This window comes from Enterobacter sp. BIDMC93 (assembly GCF_001037805.1).
In the GTDB taxonomy this organism is placed as follows: Bacteria; Pseudomonadota; Gammaproteobacteria; order Enterobacterales; family Enterobacteriaceae; genus Enterobacter; species Enterobacter hormaechei_C.
In genome coordinates this window covers 1,511,033-1,527,398 of record NZ_KQ089962.1, presented here as the reverse complement: position 1 = coordinate 1,527,398, position 16,366 = coordinate 1,511,033, and the positions used below count along the sequence as shown (strand labels likewise).

Sequence of the window (16,366 nt, the reverse complement as noted above, 5' to 3'; positions counted from 1 at the left end):
GTACTTTTTTATTAGGGACAAGACATGGGAAAGAAGATGCCTTACTGGTGGCTCTCGTGCTGCCTGATATCTGTGCCCGCTATCGCGGCAAACCCTGCGGCGATGATTAATACCGGACAATTAAGCGAAACGCAGGAACTCCCCTCTTTAAATGGTCGCGTGGCGCCCGTAGCCAGCAAAGCCGCCCCCGGCACGCTACAGCTGAATGAAGCGGTTAACCGCGCCGTGACCTGGCATCCGGCCATCAGTGAAGCCGTCGGCAAACTTTATCAGCAGAGCGAAAATGTGGACGTCGCCAAATCGAAATATTATCCGCAAATTAACGCCGGCATGGATAACGGTTATAGCCACGACGGTGACGATAATGGCTTTACCCCTTCGCTGGTGCTTTCTCTTTCGCAAATGCTTTACGACTTCGGCAAAGTCGCAAGCCAGGTACGCGCCGAAAACGCGGGCGTCGCCCAGCAGCAGGCCAACGTGCTGGTGAGCATCGACACCATCGCCCACGATACCGCCATCGCCATGGTGCAGGTGCAGACCTGGCAGCAGATGGTCGAGACCGCCAAAGAACAGCTGGATGCCCTGTCCTCCATCGGCACCCTGACGAAACAACGTAATGATGAAGGCGCAACGTCACTCTCTGACGTGGTGCAGACCGACGCCCGCATCGAAGGGGCGCGTGCGCAGCTGATGCAGTATCAGGCCAGCCTCGACAGCTCGCGCGCCACGCTGATGAGCCTGCTGGGCTGGGACAGCCTGAACGCGGTCAGCAATGACTTTCCGCAGAGCCTGGCCCGCAGCTGCGACATCGCCGAGCCGGACGATCGTCTGGTGCCCTCGGTATTAGCGGCCTGGGCGCAGGCCAACGTCGCGCAGGCTAATCTCGACTATGCCAACGCGCAAATGACCCCTACCGTTTCGCTGGAGCCGGAAGTTCGTCACTACCTGAACGACCGCTACGCCGGCAACGAAACGCGGGACCGCACCCAGTACTCCGCGTGGGTAAAAGTGCAGATGCCGCTCTATCAGGGCGGCGGCCTCACCGCCCGGCGTAACGCTGCCGGACACGCGGTGGAATCCGCCCAGTCCACCATCCAGCGCACCCGTCTTGAGGTGCGGCAAAAACTGCTGGAAGCGCGCAGCCAGGTGATGAGCCTGATGAGCACGCTTCAGATCCAGGGCCGTCAGGAAGCGCTCAGCGCCCGCACCCGCGAGCTGTATCAGCAGCAGTATCTCGATCTTGGTTCCCGCCCGCTGCTCGACGTGCTCAACGCCGAGCAGGAGGTGTATCAGGCGCGCTTTACCCAACAGCAAACCGCCGGACAGCTGCATCAGCTTCAGCTCAACTGTCTGTACAACACCGGGCGCCTGCGTCACGCGTTCGATCTTGAAAACCGCACCATCCAGACCGTGGAGATCCAGCCATGAAGCAACGCGATATTCCGCAGGGTGAAAATATGACGGATGAGGCGCTGGAGCAGTGGGCGCAGGCGTTTGGCTATGTGGCGACGCGCTATCGCGTTGCCTGTTCGCCAGGCTCGCTGATCGCCGGCGCGCCGTGGCTGAAAGGCAAACCGATGGTGCCCGCGCTGACGCAGCTCGCCCGTGAAGCCGGGCTGACATTCCAGCTGCTGACGGCCGATCAGCACGCTATCAACAGCTGGCGTCTGCCGGTGGTGGTTGAGCTGAACGACGGTAAAATCGGCGTGATCGACAATTTCGACGGCGAGGATACGCTTGAGGTCAGCTTTTTCGACGACAGCACGCACACCAACCGCCTGTCGATGAGCGCGATGCTGCCTGCCATCCGCCACGTCATTGCCCTGCGTCCGCTGGCGGCGCTGAAGGACAGCCGCGTGGATGCCTATATCTCCAAATACCGCCCGGACTGGCTCTACCGGCTGGTGATGCGCGACCTTCGCCCTTACAGCTGGGTAATGCTGGCGGCACTGTTCATTAACGTGCTCTCCCTCTCGGGCATCGTCTTTTCCATGCAGGTGTATGACCGGGTGATCCCCGCCCAGTCCTATCCGACGCTCTATGTGCTGACCATCGGGGTGCTGATCGCCACGCTGTTTGGCTTTGTGCTGCGTGTAGCGCGCGGACACATTATGGATCTGCTGGGTAAACGCTCGGATCTGCGCGTCTCGGATCGGGTGTTCGGCCACGCGCTGCGGCTGCGCCACAGCGCCATTCCGCGATCCACCGGCAGCTTTATCTCCCAGCTGCGCGAGCTGGAGCAGATCCGCGAGATGGTCACCTCCTCCACCATCTCCACCATCGTCGATCTGCCGTTTTTTATCCTGTTTGTGATTGTGCTGGCGATCATCGCCCCGCAGCTGGCGTGGATCGCCCCGGTGGCGGCGGTGATCATGGTCCTGCCTGGCCTGCTGCTGCAAAAGAAGCTGGCGGAGCTGGCGAAGCAGTCGGCGCATGAATCGACCCTGCGCAACGCGGTGCTGGTGGAGAGCGTGCAGGGGCTGGAGGACATCAAGCTGATGCAGGCGGAGAACCGCTTTTTGCAGCAGTGGAACAGCTATATCCAGATCACCGCCGAATCCGGCCTGCGCACCCGCGAGCTGACGCAGAACCTGATCAGCTGGGGGATGACCATTCAGAGCCTGGTGTATGCCGGAGTGATCGTGGTGGGCGCGCCGATGGTGATCGACGGCACCTTAACCACCGGTTCAGTGGTGGCCGCCTCAATGCTCGCCTCACGGATGATCGCCCCGATGGCGACGCTGTGCGGCGTGCTGGCCCGCTGGCAGCAGGTGAAGGCGGCCAAAGAGGGGCTGGACAGCATTATGCAGCTGCCGACCGAGAATCAGCGCGAAGAGACGCCGATCCGTCAGGACGTGCTGCGCGGACATTACCTGTTCGAGCAGGCGCAGTTCCGCTATCACCCGGAAGATCCGCGCATGGCGCTGCGCATTAACCGTCTGGAGATCAAAGCGGGCGAGAAAGTGGCGATCCTCGGGCGCAACGGCGCGGGCAAATCAACCCTGTTGCAGGCGATGGCGGGCGGGATGGATCTGGCGGGCGGTGAACTGCGGCTCGACAACCTCAGCCTGCCGCATCTGGACGTGGCTGACGTGCGGCGAAACGTCGGCTTTATGACCCAGAACGCCCGGCTGTTTTACGGCACCCTGCGCGAGAACATCACGCTCGGCATGCCGCGCGCCACCGATAAAGAGATCTTCGAGGTGCTGGAGATGTGCGGCGCGGCCAGCTTTGTGCAGAAGCTGCCGAAGGGGCTGGATTACCCGATTATGGAGAACGGTGTCGGGCTGTCCGGCGGGCAGCGGCAGTCCATCCTGCTGGCACGGATGCTACTGCGCGATCCGAATATCGTGCTGATGGATGAACCGACCGCTTCCCTTGATGAGCATACCGAGCGGGAATTTATTCAGCGCCTCGGAGCGTGGCTTGGCAACCGCACGCTGATTGTCGCGACCCACCGCGTGCCGGTGCTGGAGCTGGTGGAGCGCGTGGTGGTACTCAAAGATGGCATGCTGGTGATGGACGCGCCAAAAGCCCAGGCGCTGAACAACAGCCGAATGCAGCAACAGCAGCAGGCAACCGGACGGGAGTGGAAAAATGAAAATCAGTCAGCGTGACGTTGCCGCAGTAGAAGATCTGGATAACGCGCTCGACTCCGAAAGCGGTTATACCGGTGCCCGGCGCATTGTTTTCTTCTCCCTGCTGATGTTTGTGGTGCTTGGCGTCTGGGCGTGGTTCGGGGTGCTGGACGAAGTCTCAACCGGCACCGGGAAAGTGATCCCCAGTTCACGCGAGCAGGTATTGCAGTCGCTGGATGGGGGCATCCTCACCGAGCTGAACGTGCACGAAGGGGATCAGGTGCAGGCCGGACAGGTGCTGGCGCGACTGGATCCTACCCGCTCGGAATCCAACGTCGGCGAAAGCGCGGCGCGTTACCGCGCGTCGCTGGCCTCCAGCGCGCGTCTGTATGCCGAGGTGAACGATCTGCCGCTTAAATTCCCGCCGTCCCTGGCGAAATGGACCGACCTGACCGCCGCTGAAACGCGGCTCTACAACTCGCGCCGCGCCCAGCTTGAGGATACCCAGCGGGAGTTGCGCGCCGCGTTAGATCTCGCGAACAAAGAGCTGGCGATCACCCAGCGGCTGGTAAAAACCGGGGCCGCCAGCCACGTGGAAGTGCTGCGCCTGCAACGGCAGAAAAGCGACCTGGAGCTGAAGCTCACCGACGTGCGTTCCCAGTATTACGTGCAGGCCCGTGAAGCGCTGTCGAAGGCCAACGCCGAGGTGGATATGGTGTCAGCGATCCTGAAAGGCCGCGAGGATTCCGTTACCCGTCTGACGGTGAAGTCTCCGGTGCGCGGGATCGTGAAAAACATCAAAGTGACAACGATTGGCGGTGTGATCCCGCCCAACGGTGAGCTGATGGAAATTGTGCCGGTGGACGACCACCTGCTGATTGAAACCCGCCTCTCGCCGCGGGATATCGCCTTTATCCACCCTAATCAGGAGGCGCTGGTGAAAATCACCGCCTACGATTACGCGATTTACGGTGGGCTACACGGGGTGGTGGAGACCATTTCGCCGGACACTATTCAGGACGAAGCGAAGCCGGAGGTGTTCTATTACCGGGTGTTTATCCGTACCAGCCAGGATTATCTGGTGAATAAGGCGGGCAGGCATTTCTCGATCGTGCCGGGGATGATAGCGACGGTGGATATTAAGACCGGGGAGAAAACGGTGCTGGATTATATGATCAAACCGTTTAACCGGGCGAAGGAGGCGCTGAGGGAGCGGTAGTCAAACGCCGGGTGGCGGCTGCGCCTTACCCGGCCTACATTCTCGCAGGCCCGCGCAAGCGCAGCGCCGCCGGGCATTAATCCGCACGCAAGACGTGGAATCCGCCTCGAAGAATTAACCTTTAGTCATGCATCACACTTCCCTTCAGCCATGACCAGGGTAATATTACTCGCAGACAAAACGCACTTGCGCACAGTGCAGGAGTGCATTACTATCCACTCAGCTTCAAGGACTGGAGCTTACCAGCATTATGATTAATCATTTTCGGGATCAATGGCTTGAGGATTTTTTTCTCTACGGGAGATCGAGCAATGTTATTCCTTTGAATCTGGAAACAGCGCTTGCAAGAAAGCTCGACATCATCAATGCGGCCATGTCGCACCTGGATTTACGATCGCCACCGGGCAATATGTATGAAGCATTGAGTCCTCCGTTGAAGGGATATTCCTCTATCCGGGTAAACAGACAATACAGGCTTGTATTTCGCTGGTCAGAGGGAAAAGCAGACGATCTCTATCTCTCTCCACACAAGTACACGCAACACAAGTGAGGCATCACCTATGACACTTCAACAGGCACTCCGCAAACCCACCACGCCGGGCGAGGTGTTGCAGTATGAGTATCTTGAACCGCTCAATCTGAAAATCAACGATCTGGCAGAGATGCTAAATGTACACCGCAATACCGTAAGCGCGTTGGTCAATAACAATCGCAAACTTACTGCCGATATGGCGATCAAACTGGCAAAAGCCTTTAATACCACTATTGAATTTTGGCTGAACTTACAGCTAAACGTTGATATCTGGGAAGCGCAATCTAACTCCCGCACGCAGGAGGAGTTAAGCCGGATAAAAACCGTTGCGGAAGTCATGGCGAAGCGAAAATCCGGCAAGCCAGACGTTACCCTGCACGGGAACAGCGCATAACGGCATCTGCCATTATGCGCATCCTGTTACAGGGAAATTTTGAGGCGTCGAACCGCTTCTTTAAGCTGCTCATCCGTTGGGGTAACGAAAGACATGCGCAGCGTGGTATGGTCCGGCTCGTTGCAGTAGAAGAACTCACCCGGCACAAACACGACGCCGTTGCTCAACGTTTTTTCCAGCCATTTCGTCGTATTGATGCCGTTGTTCATTTTCGCCCACAGGAACATGCCGCCCTTTGGCTTGTGGAACGACATCACATCGCCCAGCTCCGCTTCCAGTTCCGTTGCAAAGGTCTGGTATTTCTGGCGATAGGCTTCGCGGATCATTTTAATCTGATTCGCCAGACGACCGGTTTTCAGATACTCGTACGTCATCAGCTGCGACAGCGTGCTGGTGTGCAGATCGGTGGTTTGCTTGAGGTTCACCACCGCGCGCTTCAGCCACTCCGGCACCAGCACCCAGCCCACGCGGGTGCCCGGCGCGAGGATTTTAGAGAAGGTGGAGGTGTACACCACGTTATCCTCATTGCCGATATCTTTGGCATGAGCAATCAGCGGGCGGAACGCTTCGTCGGTGTAGTTGATCTCGCTGTACGGGTCGTCTTCGATAATCACGAAGTCATAGCGCTTCGATAATTCCACCAGCTGTTTACGACGCGCTTCGGAGAGCGTCACGCCGCCCGGGTTACCAAAGGTTGGCACGATATAAACCGCTTTGATGGTTTTGGTGGCTACCAGCGCTTCAAGTTCATCCACTTTCATGCCGTCACCGTCGGTGCCGACGGATTCAAAATTCGCCTGCGCCAGGCCAAAGACCTGCAACGCGGCGAGGTAGGTAGGCCGCTCCACGACGACCGTATCGCCCGGGTTAATTAACGCCCGCGCCAGCACGTCAAGCGACTGTTGCGAGCCGGAAGTAATGACCACGTCATCGGCTTTACAGGCGATGCCGCGACCTTCACAGATGCGTTGGATCTCTTCGCGCAGCCCCGGGACGCCTTCCGTCAGGCCGTACTGGAACGCTTCGCCAAAATGCTGAGACAGCACGGCATCAGCAGCGATTTTTAAACCCTCATGATCGAACAGGTCCGGATTTGGAATACCGCCACCCAGCGAAATCACGCCTGCCATTTTGCTATGTTTTAATAATTCACGGATGGCAGAGGATTGCAGGCCCTGCGCGCTGCTAGCGAGTTTGTTTGCAGACATTCTTTACTTACCTTCTTTTTTATATTGTGCCCAATCTTAGCAGAATATGGGCAATAAATTCCGTTAGCTTAGGCAGCGGCCGCAAATCCTGACGCCACAGTAAATGCACCGGCCTCGGCGCGGGCGTAAACGCTTCCAGAACCCGAACCAGCCTGCCGCTCGCCAGCTCTTCCGCCACCAGCACTTCCGGTTGCAGCAGGAGTCCCGCCCCGGCTCGCGCCGCCATGCGTAAGCCGTAGCCGTCATTGCATCGTAAGACGGCATCACGCTTCCAGCGCACTTCGCCTTCCACTCCCGGCAGCCGCCACTCGTTACGCGCCGTCCAGACCGTGTGCGACAGGCACAGGTGATCCACCAGATCGGCTGGCGTTTGCGGCGTACCGTGACGCGCCAGATAATCCGGCGCGGCGCAGATCACCATGTTGTAGGGACACAGGTATTTCGCCACCAGATCCTCATTACGGATCTCACCGATACGAATGGCCAGATCGACCCCTTCCTCTACCAGATCCACCATTCGGTTGGTGAGATCCAGTTCGATGCGCACTTCCGGGTAACGCTGCAAAAACGTGGCCGTCAGAGGCGCGATAACGCAGCCGCCAAACGAGGTAGGCGCCGTCACGCGCAGGGTGCCGGCGGGCGTGGCTCGCAGACGCTCAACCGCGTTTTCAGCAATCGAGACCTGCTCCAGCACGCGCCTGGCCTCTTCGAAATAAACGCGTCCGGCATCCGTCAGGCTCTGGCGACGGGTGTTGCGCTCCAGCAGCCGCGTACCGAGCTGCGATTCCAGCTGCGCAATATACTTCCCGACCATTACCGCCGACATTTCCAGCCGGGCCGCCGCGCCGGTAAAGCTGCCGCTTTCCACCACCGCGATGAACGTCTCCATGCCGCGAAGCTTATCCATATTACGAACCTCTGGTTAGCAATCTTCTAACATCAGCCCAGTTTATCTGAATTTTTATTTATTAAAGAATGAAGGCTCACAACATAAGGAGTCTTCTATGAAAATCGTCATTATTGGTGCCAGCGGTACCGTCGGTCGTGCTGTGACAGAAGAGCTAAGCCGTCGCCACGAGGTGATCCGCGTGGGTCGCACGCAGGGCGATCATCAGGTGGATATCACCTCGCAGGCGAGCGTGCAGGCGCTGTTCAAAAAGATCGGTCCGGTGGATGCGATTGTCTCCGCCAGCGGAGGGTTGCACTTCGGCCCGCTCTCAACCATGACCGACGGCGAGTTCAACCAGGGTTTGCAGGATAAGCTGCTGGGGCAGGTTCGTCTGGCGCTGACCGGCCAGCACTACCTGAACGAAGGTGGCTCGATTACGCTGATAAGCGGGATTGTGGCGCACGAGCCGATTGCCCAGGGCGTGAATGCCACCACGGTTAACGCCGCGCTGGAAGGGTTTGTGCGCGCCGCGGCCTGTGAACTGCCGCGCGGTATTCGCATTAATCTGATCAGCCCGACGGTGCTGACCGAATCCGCCGAAGCGTACGACGGCTTCTTCCCGGGCTTTGAAAGCGTTCCCGCCGCGACCGTTGCGCAGACTTACCGCCGCAGCGTGGAAGGGGTGCAGAGCGGGCGGGTGTATAAGGTCGGTTATTGAACCTTACGGGCGGCGATCAGCACCAGCATCGGGCGCTCTGCCTCTTCTGCCAGCGCGGGCCAGGCGTCAATTTGCGCCTGCGTTGGTCCCCACTCATTGACTTCGCTTATTGTTAATCCGGCCTTGATCAGCGCGTTAAGCGTGGTGCCCAGCGTACGGTGGTATTTAATCACCCCGTCTGCCAGCCAGTTGCTGACGCGCTGGCTTTCGTCCTGATAATGGTTCACGCCCCAGAACCGCTCGCCGCTGTTGTCCGTCAGCCAGCCCTGACGGGAGGCGCAGGTGTAAATCGGGTGCTCCATTGAGAAGACCAGGCAACCGCCGGGTTTAAGCGCGCGCTGAACGTGGGCAAATAATGTGTTCAGTTCCGGCAGATAGTGCAGCGCCAGCGAGCTGTAGACCAGATCGAGGCTGTTCTCGTTGAGCTTGAGAGACTCCAGATCGCTACGCTGATAGTGAATCAGTGGATCGGCGGTGAGCTCCACTGCGCGAGCGAGCATCTTTTCGGAGATATCCACGCCCGTGACGTCAGACGCGCCCAGCTCACGCGCCGCGCGGCAGAACCAACCATAGCCGCAGCCGAGATCGATAACCGATTTGCCGGTTAAATCCGGCAGCATCGCCCTGAGCGCAGGCCACTCCGGCGCGCCGTCCAGCCCCTGCACCGAGCGCGGAAGCTGAGCGTAGCCTTCGAAAAACGCCGGATTGTCGTAGATGTTTTGTGCCATGGCAGATCCCTCTTTAAGAATGTGCATAGCAGTATACTGCATTGTCGGGTGGCGGCTTCGCCTTACCCGACCTACAAAATCTCCGAACCGTAGGCCGGGTAAGCGCAGCGCCACCCGGCACCACATTAACCCACAGAGCCCCAGACCAGATTCCCCTTATGGAACGTCGCGGTACGCGGAGAGATGCGTGCCACGGCCTCGGCGGAACAGGAGGCATCCACCAGCACAAAGCTGGCGTCATCCTGCGCTTTCGGCCACGCGCGCTCGCCTTTGTCGTTCAGCGGCAGTACGTCGCCGGTGGCGATGCCCAGCGCACGCGAAAGCGTCTGCTCATTCGGGCGAATATAGAGCTGTGCATAGAGGTTGGCTTTCTCCAGCATGTCCCCCAGACCGTACGGCGACCAGTGGTCGATCACGCTGTCGGTACCGGTCATGACAAACACGCCTTTATCACGCAGCTGCTTCAGCGGCATGTGCAGAGTGCCAATCGGCACGGTGGAGGCGATGGTCACCTGTTGTGCCGCCATGCGGGTGGCGATCTCATCCACCTCTTGCTCGTTAAGCGTCGCCAGGGCGAAGGCGTGGCTGATGGTCAGCTTCCCCTTCAGCGCAGGCGTTTTCTCCACGGTTTCGACCATGTAGTTCACCGCCGCCACGCCCGCCGGGCTGGTTTCATGCAGATGGATATCCACCCCTTTGTCATAATCCAGCGCAATCTGGAACATGGTGTCGAGGGATTTCTCCATCGCGCCGTCGACGTTGGTCGGGTCCAGCCCGCCCACGTAATGCGCCCCCGCCTGCATCGCCTCGCGCATCAGCTTTTCAGAATGAGACAGCAGCAGGCCGTGCTGCGGGAAGGCAACGATTTCGCAGTCAAAGCCTGCGCCCCGGCGCGCCAGTACCGCCTGCAAATTTTCCAGGTTTTTCAGGCCGGAAACCGGCTCTATGTTGCAGTGGCTGCGGGCGATGGTTGACCCTTTGGACTGGAGCAGGTCGATCAGCTTTTCGGCGCGTTCTTGCGTGTAGGGCTGTAACTCCGGCAGCAGCTTCTGCTCCAGGCGGATCATGTCCTGAATGGTGGTGCCCGCCGGACGGTTCAGGGAGCGCCACGGGCCGCCGTAGAAGGTTTTATCCAGATGGATGTGCATGTCGCGCATCGCCGGGAGCATCAGCTTTTTGCCCGCGTCGAAGTGCGGCAGGGTCGCGTCCGCGTGGCTGTTGTTGTCGCGCAGGGCGACGATTTTCCCGTCTTTGATTTCCAGCGTTTTCAGCTCGGTGCGGGTACTTGTCGCCACGCTGCCGTCGAAGTTAAACCCGGCTTCCAGCAGCACGTTGTCGAGATAGTAATGTTTTGCGGTGATGTTCATCGGTTTACCCGTCTCGCAGGTTGCCTTTGCAGAATCGGCAGCATACGCGACGGAACCCGTGGCGCCAAACAGCGCGCAGGCGGTAACCATTTTGCCGCTCTGGCTGATAAACTCGCGGCGGCTTTTATTCTCACTCATCTTATCTTCCTTCATTAATAATGTGGGTACCCGTTTCACCGCGCAGCGCCGCGGGCAGGCAGTCCGGCGAGGTAATGATCACCCGCCTGCCGCCATGGCGTAAAAATTCCAGCGAGGCGACGATTTTCGGCAACATGCTGCCCGCCGGAAAATGCCCTTCTTCCATGTAGCGCGTCATCTGCGCCACGTTCACCGTGCTCAGCGCCTGCTGGTTTGGCTTGCCGAAGTGGATGCACACTTTCTCCACGCCGGTGGTGATCACCAGCACGTCGGCGCGGATCTCGCGCGCCAGCAGCGCGGTAGAGAGATCTTTATCTATCACCGCGTCCACGCTCTGGTAATCGCCCTGTTCACTGCGCACCACAGGAATGCCTCCGCCGCCCGCGCCGATCACCACAAATCCTTTCTGCGTCAGCGCCTTGATGGCATCCGACTCAACGATGCGCCGCGGCTGCGGTGAAGCCACCACGCGGCGATAGCCCCGGCCTGAATCCTCAACAAAATGCCAGTCCGGGTGCGCAAGTTGCAGTTCGTCGCGCTGCGCCTCGCTGAAAAACGCGCCGATGGGTTTCGTCGGGTGCGTAAAACCAGGATCGTTTTTATCCACCTCCACCTGGGTGACGACCGTGACCGCTTTTTGTTCCCCGCGCGCCGCCAGGCGGTTGTTGAGCGCCTGCTGGATCAGGTAGCCGATCCCGCCCTGGGTATCCGCCACGCAGTTTGCCAGCGGGGTCAGCGGCAGCCCTTCCCGCTCGTGGGCGATTTCGGCGCGGCGCAGATCCAGCCCCACCTGGGGGCCATTGCCGTGGGTGAGCACGATGTCATAGTCCGAGGCCAGCATTTCGAGCACCGACTCTGCCACCGCTTTGACCGCCTGCGCCTGATGCTCAATCGACTGGCTGGCGTTGTCTTTGATAATGCTGTTGCCGCCGATGGCGACGACCATAAGCTCTTTCATTTTGTTTCCTTTAGAAGGTGCGTTCTGGTGCCCTCATCCCGGCCCTCTCCCACAGGGAGAGGGGGATTAACAGAGGTATCCAGCACATGCTTCACCACAAACATCCCGCCCATCATCAGGTAGGCCGTGACGAACATCAGGGAACTGCCCTCGGCAAAGCCCACCACCGGCGCGTGGATCACCCCAAACAGCGCCAGCAGCGCTCCACCGGCCGCCGCGACGGCCCCACGCAGCGGTTTGTTGATAATGGCGAAGATGGCGATACAGCCCCAGAGCATGCTGGCGAGCGGTGCGCCGTTGCCGAGATGCATCAGGCCTTCGTAGTAGATCCCCTTGCTGTGCAGCACGTCGGTGCCGATTTTCGCCGCGCTGGTCCCCGCCGCGCTCATCACGCTGTTCATCATGGTCAGCGCCCAGTTGGCGATCCACGGGAACAGGCAGATGAAGATGACGGGTACCTCCACTTTCGGGGTCTCCCTCACCACCTGGTTGGCGGTGACGACGCCGATAAACACCAGAATCGGCACGATGGCGGTCATCGGTATGATGGCGAGCATAAAGGCCCCCAGCCCGAACAGCGGCACGATGAACATGGTCACGCCGGACGCCAGGGTGTAGCCGATGCTGGCGCCCATCGCTTTCCAGCCAGGATGGCCGACGTAGACCGTGACCGGGAACGGATTGCCCATCAGGCAGCCGAGCATCGAGGCCAGACCGTTCGCCAGCATTACCTTGCGGGTCGGGTATTCATCCCCCGCCGCGTGGGCGCTTTCGATGTTCTCCAGGTCAAAGATGTAGTTCGCCAGCCCCAGCGGTACGGCGGACGCCAGATACGGCAGCGCGTGCGGCAGTCCTTGCATGAAGCTGTCCACGTGCACTTCTGGCGGGTTAAAGCCGAATGATGACATGGACGCTTTAATGGCATCCGGGCTTTGCAGGCCGGAGATCCACGCAAGCAGAGTACCGGCAATTAACAGCAGCAGGCCGGTCGGGATTTTGGCAAAAATCGGCTTTTTACCGAACCAGTTAATGAAGATCAGCAGCAGGACGATAAACGACACGGTCGGCGCTTCGAACGCCTGCAACATCGGGTTCATCGCCAGCAGCAGCAGGCCAAGACCGGACAGGCACGACAGCAGCACGGTACGCGGGATCATCTTGCGGATGGTTTCCCCCAGGAAGGAACCGCCCGCGAGGATCATCGCTTCCACAAAGCACCACACCAGGCCAATCTGAATCGCGAAATCCGCATCGCCGGTTTGCTGGTAAACCGGCATTAAGACCAGGAAGGTCACGGTAAAAATCGACGGCGCGCTTGGGCCGGACGGCAGCGCGGTGACGTCCGTTCGTCCGGTGGCGCGCGCCATTTGCAGGCCAAACCACGTATAGCAAAGACTCGCCACCAGCACCGCCAGCCCGAAGGCTGGCGCGATGCGTCCATAAACAATCTCCTTCGGGATGCCGACGACAAAAATGAGCAGCCCCATCATGGTCAGCAAATTGGTCAGGTTGTTGGTCATCAACCCGAAATAAGCTGCCCAGTCACCTCTTTTCCACTCCAGTTTCATGTTTTTCATGGATGCATACCTTATAGAACGTAGCGATCGCGGAAGGTTAACAGCGCCTTTTCAAAACAGCTAAACGGCGGGTGAACAATGCCCGCCCCAATCATGCCGATCCCGGCGTCCTTGTGGGCAATGGCGGTATTAATGACCGGCAGAATGCCGCTGCCCGCGACCTTCATGATGTCGATGGCGGTCGGGATGCCCATAAACGACAGCAGCGGAATGGTGACGTTCGGGTTTTCGCCGAGGGTGATTTCGCGCATCTGGCGAGAAAAATCGATGGCTTCCTCCACCGTGCCGCCCACCAGCGCAACGATGGCCGGGGCCGTCGCCATTGCAAAGCCGCCGATGCCGTAGGTTTCGGTAATCGCGCTGTCGCCGATATCCAGCCCGGAGTCTTCCGGCTTATAGCCCGCGAACATCGGGCCGATCACCTGCTGCGCCGGGCCGGTGAACCACTGCCCCGGCAGGCCGGAAACGCGCAGGCCGAACTCGTAGCCGTTGCGCGCCATGGTGGTGACGACGGTGCTGTACTCAATGCCGTGGGCGGCATCCAGCGCGGCCTTACACATCGCCATCCACGTCGGACCGGAGAAGTAGTCGCTGCTGGCGACAAACTCGAACACTTCACGCTGCTGCGCCACCGGATAGCCCGCCTGGATCAGCCCCGGCGTCAGCGCCTGAATAAGCAGCGTGGTGCCCGCGTTGTTGCGGTTGTGGCACTCGTCGCCCATGTGCAGCGCCTGGGCCAGCATCAGGCGCAGGTCGATTTCGCCGATAATCTTCATCGCGTCGCGCAGCATCGGGCCGAGCACGTCGCGCATCCAGTTCAGGCGCTCGATCACGCTCTGGTCGTTAGCCCCCATGCGCAGGATCTTCGCCATCTGCTCGCTGAGGTTGGTGAAGGCGCGGTTGCCGTAGGTTTTGTTCTCAACGATGTGCATAAACATCGACGCGGAGGTGACGCCCGCCATCGAGCCCACGCAGTCATGCTCGTGGCAAGGCGAGAACGTAATATCTCCGGAGGCGGCGATCCTTGCCGCATCGTCCAGATCCGTCGCCAGCCCTTCAAACACCAGCGCGCCGGTAACCGCGCCTTTCATCGCCCCGCACATGTTTTCCCAGGTAACAGGCGGACCGGCGTGCAGAATGGTCGTGCGGGTCATGCCCGGCACCACGTTGATGGCCTGGTCATAGCCCACCAGCACCGGATGGGACTGAATAATCCGCTCAAGGGCAATTTTGTTCGCGGCGGCAATTTTCTCCGCCAGCGGTTTTTCCGCCAGCTGGTCGAGCGCGTCCACCACCTGCATATTGCCCTGCCCCGGCGGCGTCCAGTCGAGCTGGGTTACGGGAACGTGCTGTTTTTTGAGGTCGTCGCTGAACATCGCAATCCCGACGTTAATCACGTTCAGCGGCTGGTTGAATAAGGTCGTCATTATGCTCTCTCCCCTTTGCAGACAAATTCGCGTGCCAGTAATCCGGTATTGGTGCTGCTGCTGGCCCAGATGACGCCTGCGTCAGTCAGCAGCTGGCACTGCTGCGCCAGCGACTGCGGATCCTGATCGGTGCCGAGCACGTAGCCGAGAATTTCCAGCGGACGGTTGTCGGCTTTCGCGATCGCCTGTGCCTCTTTGATCGCCTCGATCATCACCCCAACCGGATCGTCATGCGCGCCAAAGCCAAGCACGAAATCCATCACGATCACCCCCACCTGCGGATCGCGCGCCTCCTGTAGCAGGCGGCTGATGCGGTTGGTCGGGTCGATCATCGGGTGTGGCTTGCCGTTGGTGAAGTCGTCGTCACCGAAATCAAGGAAGGTGTGGGCCTGGCTGACGCTGATGTCTTTCAGACGCCTGGCCGGATCCGGCTGGATGTTGCTGTAAACATCGTCAAATTTCTCCAGCGCGGCAAACATCGCTTCGTCGCACAGGGTGCCGCCGCAGAACAGGCCGCGAATGTACTTCTGTTGCGGCGTCAGGCGGGCGCGTACCTCTTCGATCAGCGGCCAGTTGAGCGGATGTAAATCCAGGTCGTCTTTTTTAATGCCGGTAAGCAGCACCGCTTTCAGGGCCGCCTCCTTAGTGCCACGAGCAAACTGTAAACCGTCTTCATCGGCTGGCGGTTCGTTGCGGCCCAGGAAGCACACAACCACAGGCTTGCGGCAGGCGCGTGCCCGGGCCAGTACTTTCCCAGCCACCGCGGGTGCAGGCGGTTTGGAGATGAGCGCTATCACCCGGGTCGCGTCGTCGGCCTCCAGCATGTCGATGGCATCGAGCATCATCAGGCCGCCGATCTTCTCGCTGAGATCGCGTCCGCCGGTGCCAATCAGCTGCGACACGCCGCCGCCGAACTCGTGAATGCGCACGCTCAGCTCCTGGCTGCCGGTGCCGGAGGCACCAACGATGCCAATCTGCCCGCGACGCACCGCATTGGCGAAGCACAGCCCCGCGCCGTTGATAATGGCGGTGCCGCAGTCTGGCCCCATCATCAGCAGACCCTTTTCATGCGCCAGCTGCTTCAGCGCCAGCTCGTCGTCGAGCGATACGTTATCGGAGAACAGCATCACGTTAAGATCGTTTTCCAGCGCCTGGCGCGCTTCCCGTGCGGCGAAGGTGCCGTTGACGGAAATCACCGCAAGGTTGCTGTCCGGACGATGGGTTTTGGCGCTGGCAATCGTCGCGTAGCGTGCTTCATGGGAGCCAGTGCGCTCTTTACGCGTGAATAACGCTTCAATGGCGGCCAGGGTTTCCTCATTCGCCGCGTCGCCTTTAATAACGATCATCAGGTCGCCGTTTTTCGCGTCCGCTAATTCCGGCGTTAATAGCCCGAGGTTTTTTAATACCCCTTTGTTCATTTCCGTCGCCATCGCCACAAACGCCTGCTCGACGCCCGGCAATTTATTGGCTTTGGTGGAAACCGACATTAAGGAAACCGAATCGAAATACGTATTCTTTTTTATGACGATTTTGGTTGGCATTATTTTCACCTGTTTAAGATAAAAGGGGGCCGCCGTCGTGCTAAATGCACGTCGGTAACAATGCGTTTATTGATTAACGGCCAGCCAGGGGA

14 protein-coding genes are annotated in these 16,366 nt (G+C 59.5%); 6 read left to right on the top strand and 8 right to left on the bottom strand.

Annotated features, from left to right (window positions below; translation table 11 throughout):
* Nucleotides 1-24: 24 nt before the first annotated feature.
* From SK58_RS07250 to SK58_RS07230, 5 genes are all read left to right on the top strand, one after another.
* Nucleotides 25-1,428: a TolC family outer membrane protein gene (locus SK58_RS07250; RefSeq protein ID WP_023295304.1), complete on the top strand. Its 1,404-nt coding sequence runs from the start codon at nt 25-27 to the stop codon at nt 1,426-1,428.
* A complete protein-coding gene (locus tag SK58_RS07245; RefSeq protein ID WP_017692801.1) occupies nt 1,425-3,617 on the top strand; it encodes a type I secretion system permease/ATPase in 2,193 nt (730 codons plus the stop codon). The genes SK58_RS07250 and SK58_RS07245 overlap by 4 nt, the downstream gene beginning before the upstream one ends.
* Nucleotides 3,598-4,797: an HlyD family efflux transporter periplasmic adaptor subunit gene (locus SK58_RS07240; RefSeq protein WP_017382757.1), complete on the top strand. Its 1,200-nt coding sequence runs from the start codon at nt 3,598-3,600 to the stop codon at nt 4,795-4,797. The genes SK58_RS07245 and SK58_RS07240 overlap by 20 nt, the downstream gene beginning before the upstream one ends.
* Before the next feature lie 250 nt (nt 4,798-5,047).
* Complete coding sequence (locus SK58_RS07235) at nt 5,048-5,347, top strand: type II toxin-antitoxin system RelE/ParE family toxin (RefSeq protein ID WP_015571638.1); 300 nt, start codon at nt 5,048-5,050, stop codon at nt 5,345-5,347.
* 10 nt (nt 5,348-5,357) lie between these two features.
* On the top strand, nt 5,358-5,723 hold the full coding sequence (locus SK58_RS07230) for a HigA family addiction module antitoxin (RefSeq protein WP_015571639.1): 366 nt from the start codon (nt 5,358-5,360) through the stop codon (nt 5,721-5,723).
* Nucleotides 5,724-5,749: 26 nt separating this feature from the next.
* On the opposite strand, the gene SK58_RS07225 is transcribed toward SK58_RS07230, so the two are convergent.
* Together SK58_RS07225 and SK58_RS07220 are read right to left on the bottom strand one after the other, a co-directional pair.
* Nucleotides 5,750-6,931: an aminotransferase-like domain-containing protein gene (locus SK58_RS07225; protein ID WP_017382758.1), complete on the bottom strand. Its 1,182-nt coding sequence runs from the start codon at nt 6,929-6,931 to the stop codon at nt 5,750-5,752.
* Between the two features lie 19 nt (nt 6,932-6,950).
* A complete protein-coding gene (locus SK58_RS07220; protein ID WP_015571641.1) occupies nt 6,951-7,838 on the bottom strand; it encodes a LysR family transcriptional regulator in 888 nt (295 codons plus the stop codon).
* 97 nt (nt 7,839-7,935) lie between these two features.
* Here SK58_RS07220 and SK58_RS07215 point away from each other — a divergent pair, with 97 nt between their 5' ends.
* A complete protein-coding gene (locus SK58_RS07215) occupies nt 7,936-8,538 on the top strand; it encodes a short chain dehydrogenase (protein WP_045328299.1) in 603 nt (200 codons plus the stop codon).
* Here the strand turns inward: SK58_RS07215 and SK58_RS07210 are convergent.
* The 6 genes from SK58_RS07210 to fdrA form a co-directional block, all read right to left on the bottom strand.
* Nucleotides 8,532-9,266: a class I SAM-dependent methyltransferase gene (locus tag SK58_RS07210; RefSeq protein ID WP_017692800.1), complete on the bottom strand. Its 735-nt coding sequence runs from the start codon at nt 9,264-9,266 to the stop codon at nt 8,532-8,534. The two genes, SK58_RS07215 and SK58_RS07210, sit on opposite strands and share 7 nt — an antisense overlap.
* Nucleotides 9,267-9,391: 125 nt before the next feature.
* A complete protein-coding gene (locus tag SK58_RS07205) occupies nt 9,392-10,771 on the bottom strand; it encodes an amidohydrolase family protein (RefSeq protein ID WP_017692799.1) in 1,380 nt (459 codons plus the stop codon).
* Between the two features lies 1 nt (nt 10,772).
* Nucleotides 10,773-11,729 (bottom strand): carbamate kinase family protein, encoded by a 957-nt coding sequence (locus SK58_RS07200; protein ID WP_017382762.1) that lies wholly within the window; start codon nt 11,727-11,729, stop codon nt 10,773-10,775.
* Complete coding sequence (locus SK58_RS07195; RefSeq protein ID WP_023295308.1) at nt 11,726-13,306, bottom strand: hypothetical protein; 1,581 nt, start codon at nt 13,304-13,306, stop codon at nt 11,726-11,728. Before SK58_RS07195 ends, SK58_RS07200 begins: the two co-directional genes overlap by 4 nt.
* 11 nt (nt 13,307-13,317) lie before the next feature.
* Nucleotides 13,318-14,733 (bottom strand): YlbE family protein, encoded by a 1,416-nt coding sequence (locus SK58_RS07190; protein WP_048219581.1) that lies wholly within the window; start codon nt 14,731-14,733, stop codon nt 13,318-13,320.
* Nucleotides 14,733-16,274 carry an acyl-CoA synthetase FdrA gene (fdrA, locus tag SK58_RS07185; protein WP_048219579.1) on the bottom strand — a complete coding sequence of 514 codons (1,542 nt, stop codon included), beginning with the start codon at nt 16,272-16,274 and terminating at the stop codon, nt 14,733-14,735. Before fdrA ends, SK58_RS07190 begins: the two co-directional genes overlap by 1 nt.
* Between the last annotated feature and the right edge of the window lie 92 nt (nt 16,275-16,366).

What these genes read in the sequence shown, in the direction of transcription:
- SK58_RS07250 (WP_023295304.1), top strand. Translation starts at nt 25, where the DNA reads ATGGGAAAGAAGATGCCTTACTGGTGGCTCTCGTGCTGCCTGATATCT.
- SK58_RS07245 (WP_017692801.1), top strand. Translation starts at nt 1,425, where the DNA reads ATGAAGCAACGCGATATTCCGCAGGGTGAAAATATGACGGATGAGGCG.
- SK58_RS07240 (WP_017382757.1), top strand. Translation starts at nt 3,598, where the DNA reads ATGAAAATCAGTCAGCGTGACGTTGCCGCAGTAGAAGATCTGGATAAC.
- SK58_RS07235 (WP_015571638.1), top strand. Translation starts at nt 5,048, where the DNA reads ATGATTAATCATTTTCGGGATCAATGGCTTGAGGATTTTTTTCTCTAC.
- SK58_RS07230 (WP_015571639.1), top strand. Translation starts at nt 5,358, where the DNA reads ATGACACTTCAACAGGCACTCCGCAAACCCACCACGCCGGGCGAGGTG.
- SK58_RS07225 (WP_017382758.1), bottom strand. Translation starts at nt 6,931, where the DNA reads ATGTCTGCAAACAAACTCGCTAGCAGCGCGCAGGGCCTGCAATCCTCT.
- SK58_RS07220 (WP_015571641.1), bottom strand. Translation starts at nt 7,838, where the DNA reads ATGGATAAGCTTCGCGGCATGGAGACGTTCATCGCGGTGGTGGAAAGC.
- SK58_RS07215 (WP_045328299.1), top strand. Translation starts at nt 7,936, where the DNA reads ATGAAAATCGTCATTATTGGTGCCAGCGGTACCGTCGGTCGTGCTGTG.
- SK58_RS07210 (WP_017692800.1), bottom strand. Translation starts at nt 9,266, where the DNA reads ATGGCACAAAACATCTACGACAATCCGGCGTTTTTCGAAGGCTACGCT.
- SK58_RS07205 (WP_017692799.1), bottom strand. Translation starts at nt 10,771, where the DNA reads ATGAGTGAGAATAAAAGCCGCCGCGAGTTTATCAGCCAGAGCGGCAAA.
- SK58_RS07200 (WP_017382762.1), bottom strand. Translation starts at nt 11,729, where the DNA reads ATGAAAGAGCTTATGGTCGTCGCCATCGGCGGCAACAGCATTATCAAA.
- SK58_RS07195 (WP_023295308.1), bottom strand. Translation starts at nt 13,306, where the DNA reads ATGAAAAACATGAAACTGGAGTGGAAAAGAGGTGACTGGGCAGCTTAT.
- SK58_RS07190 (WP_048219581.1), bottom strand. Translation starts at nt 14,733, where the DNA reads ATGACGACCTTATTCAACCAGCCGCTGAACGTGATTAACGTCGGGATT.
- fdrA (WP_048219579.1), bottom strand. Translation starts at nt 16,274, where the DNA reads ATGCCAACCAAAATCGTCATAAAAAAGAATACGTATTTCGATTCGGTT.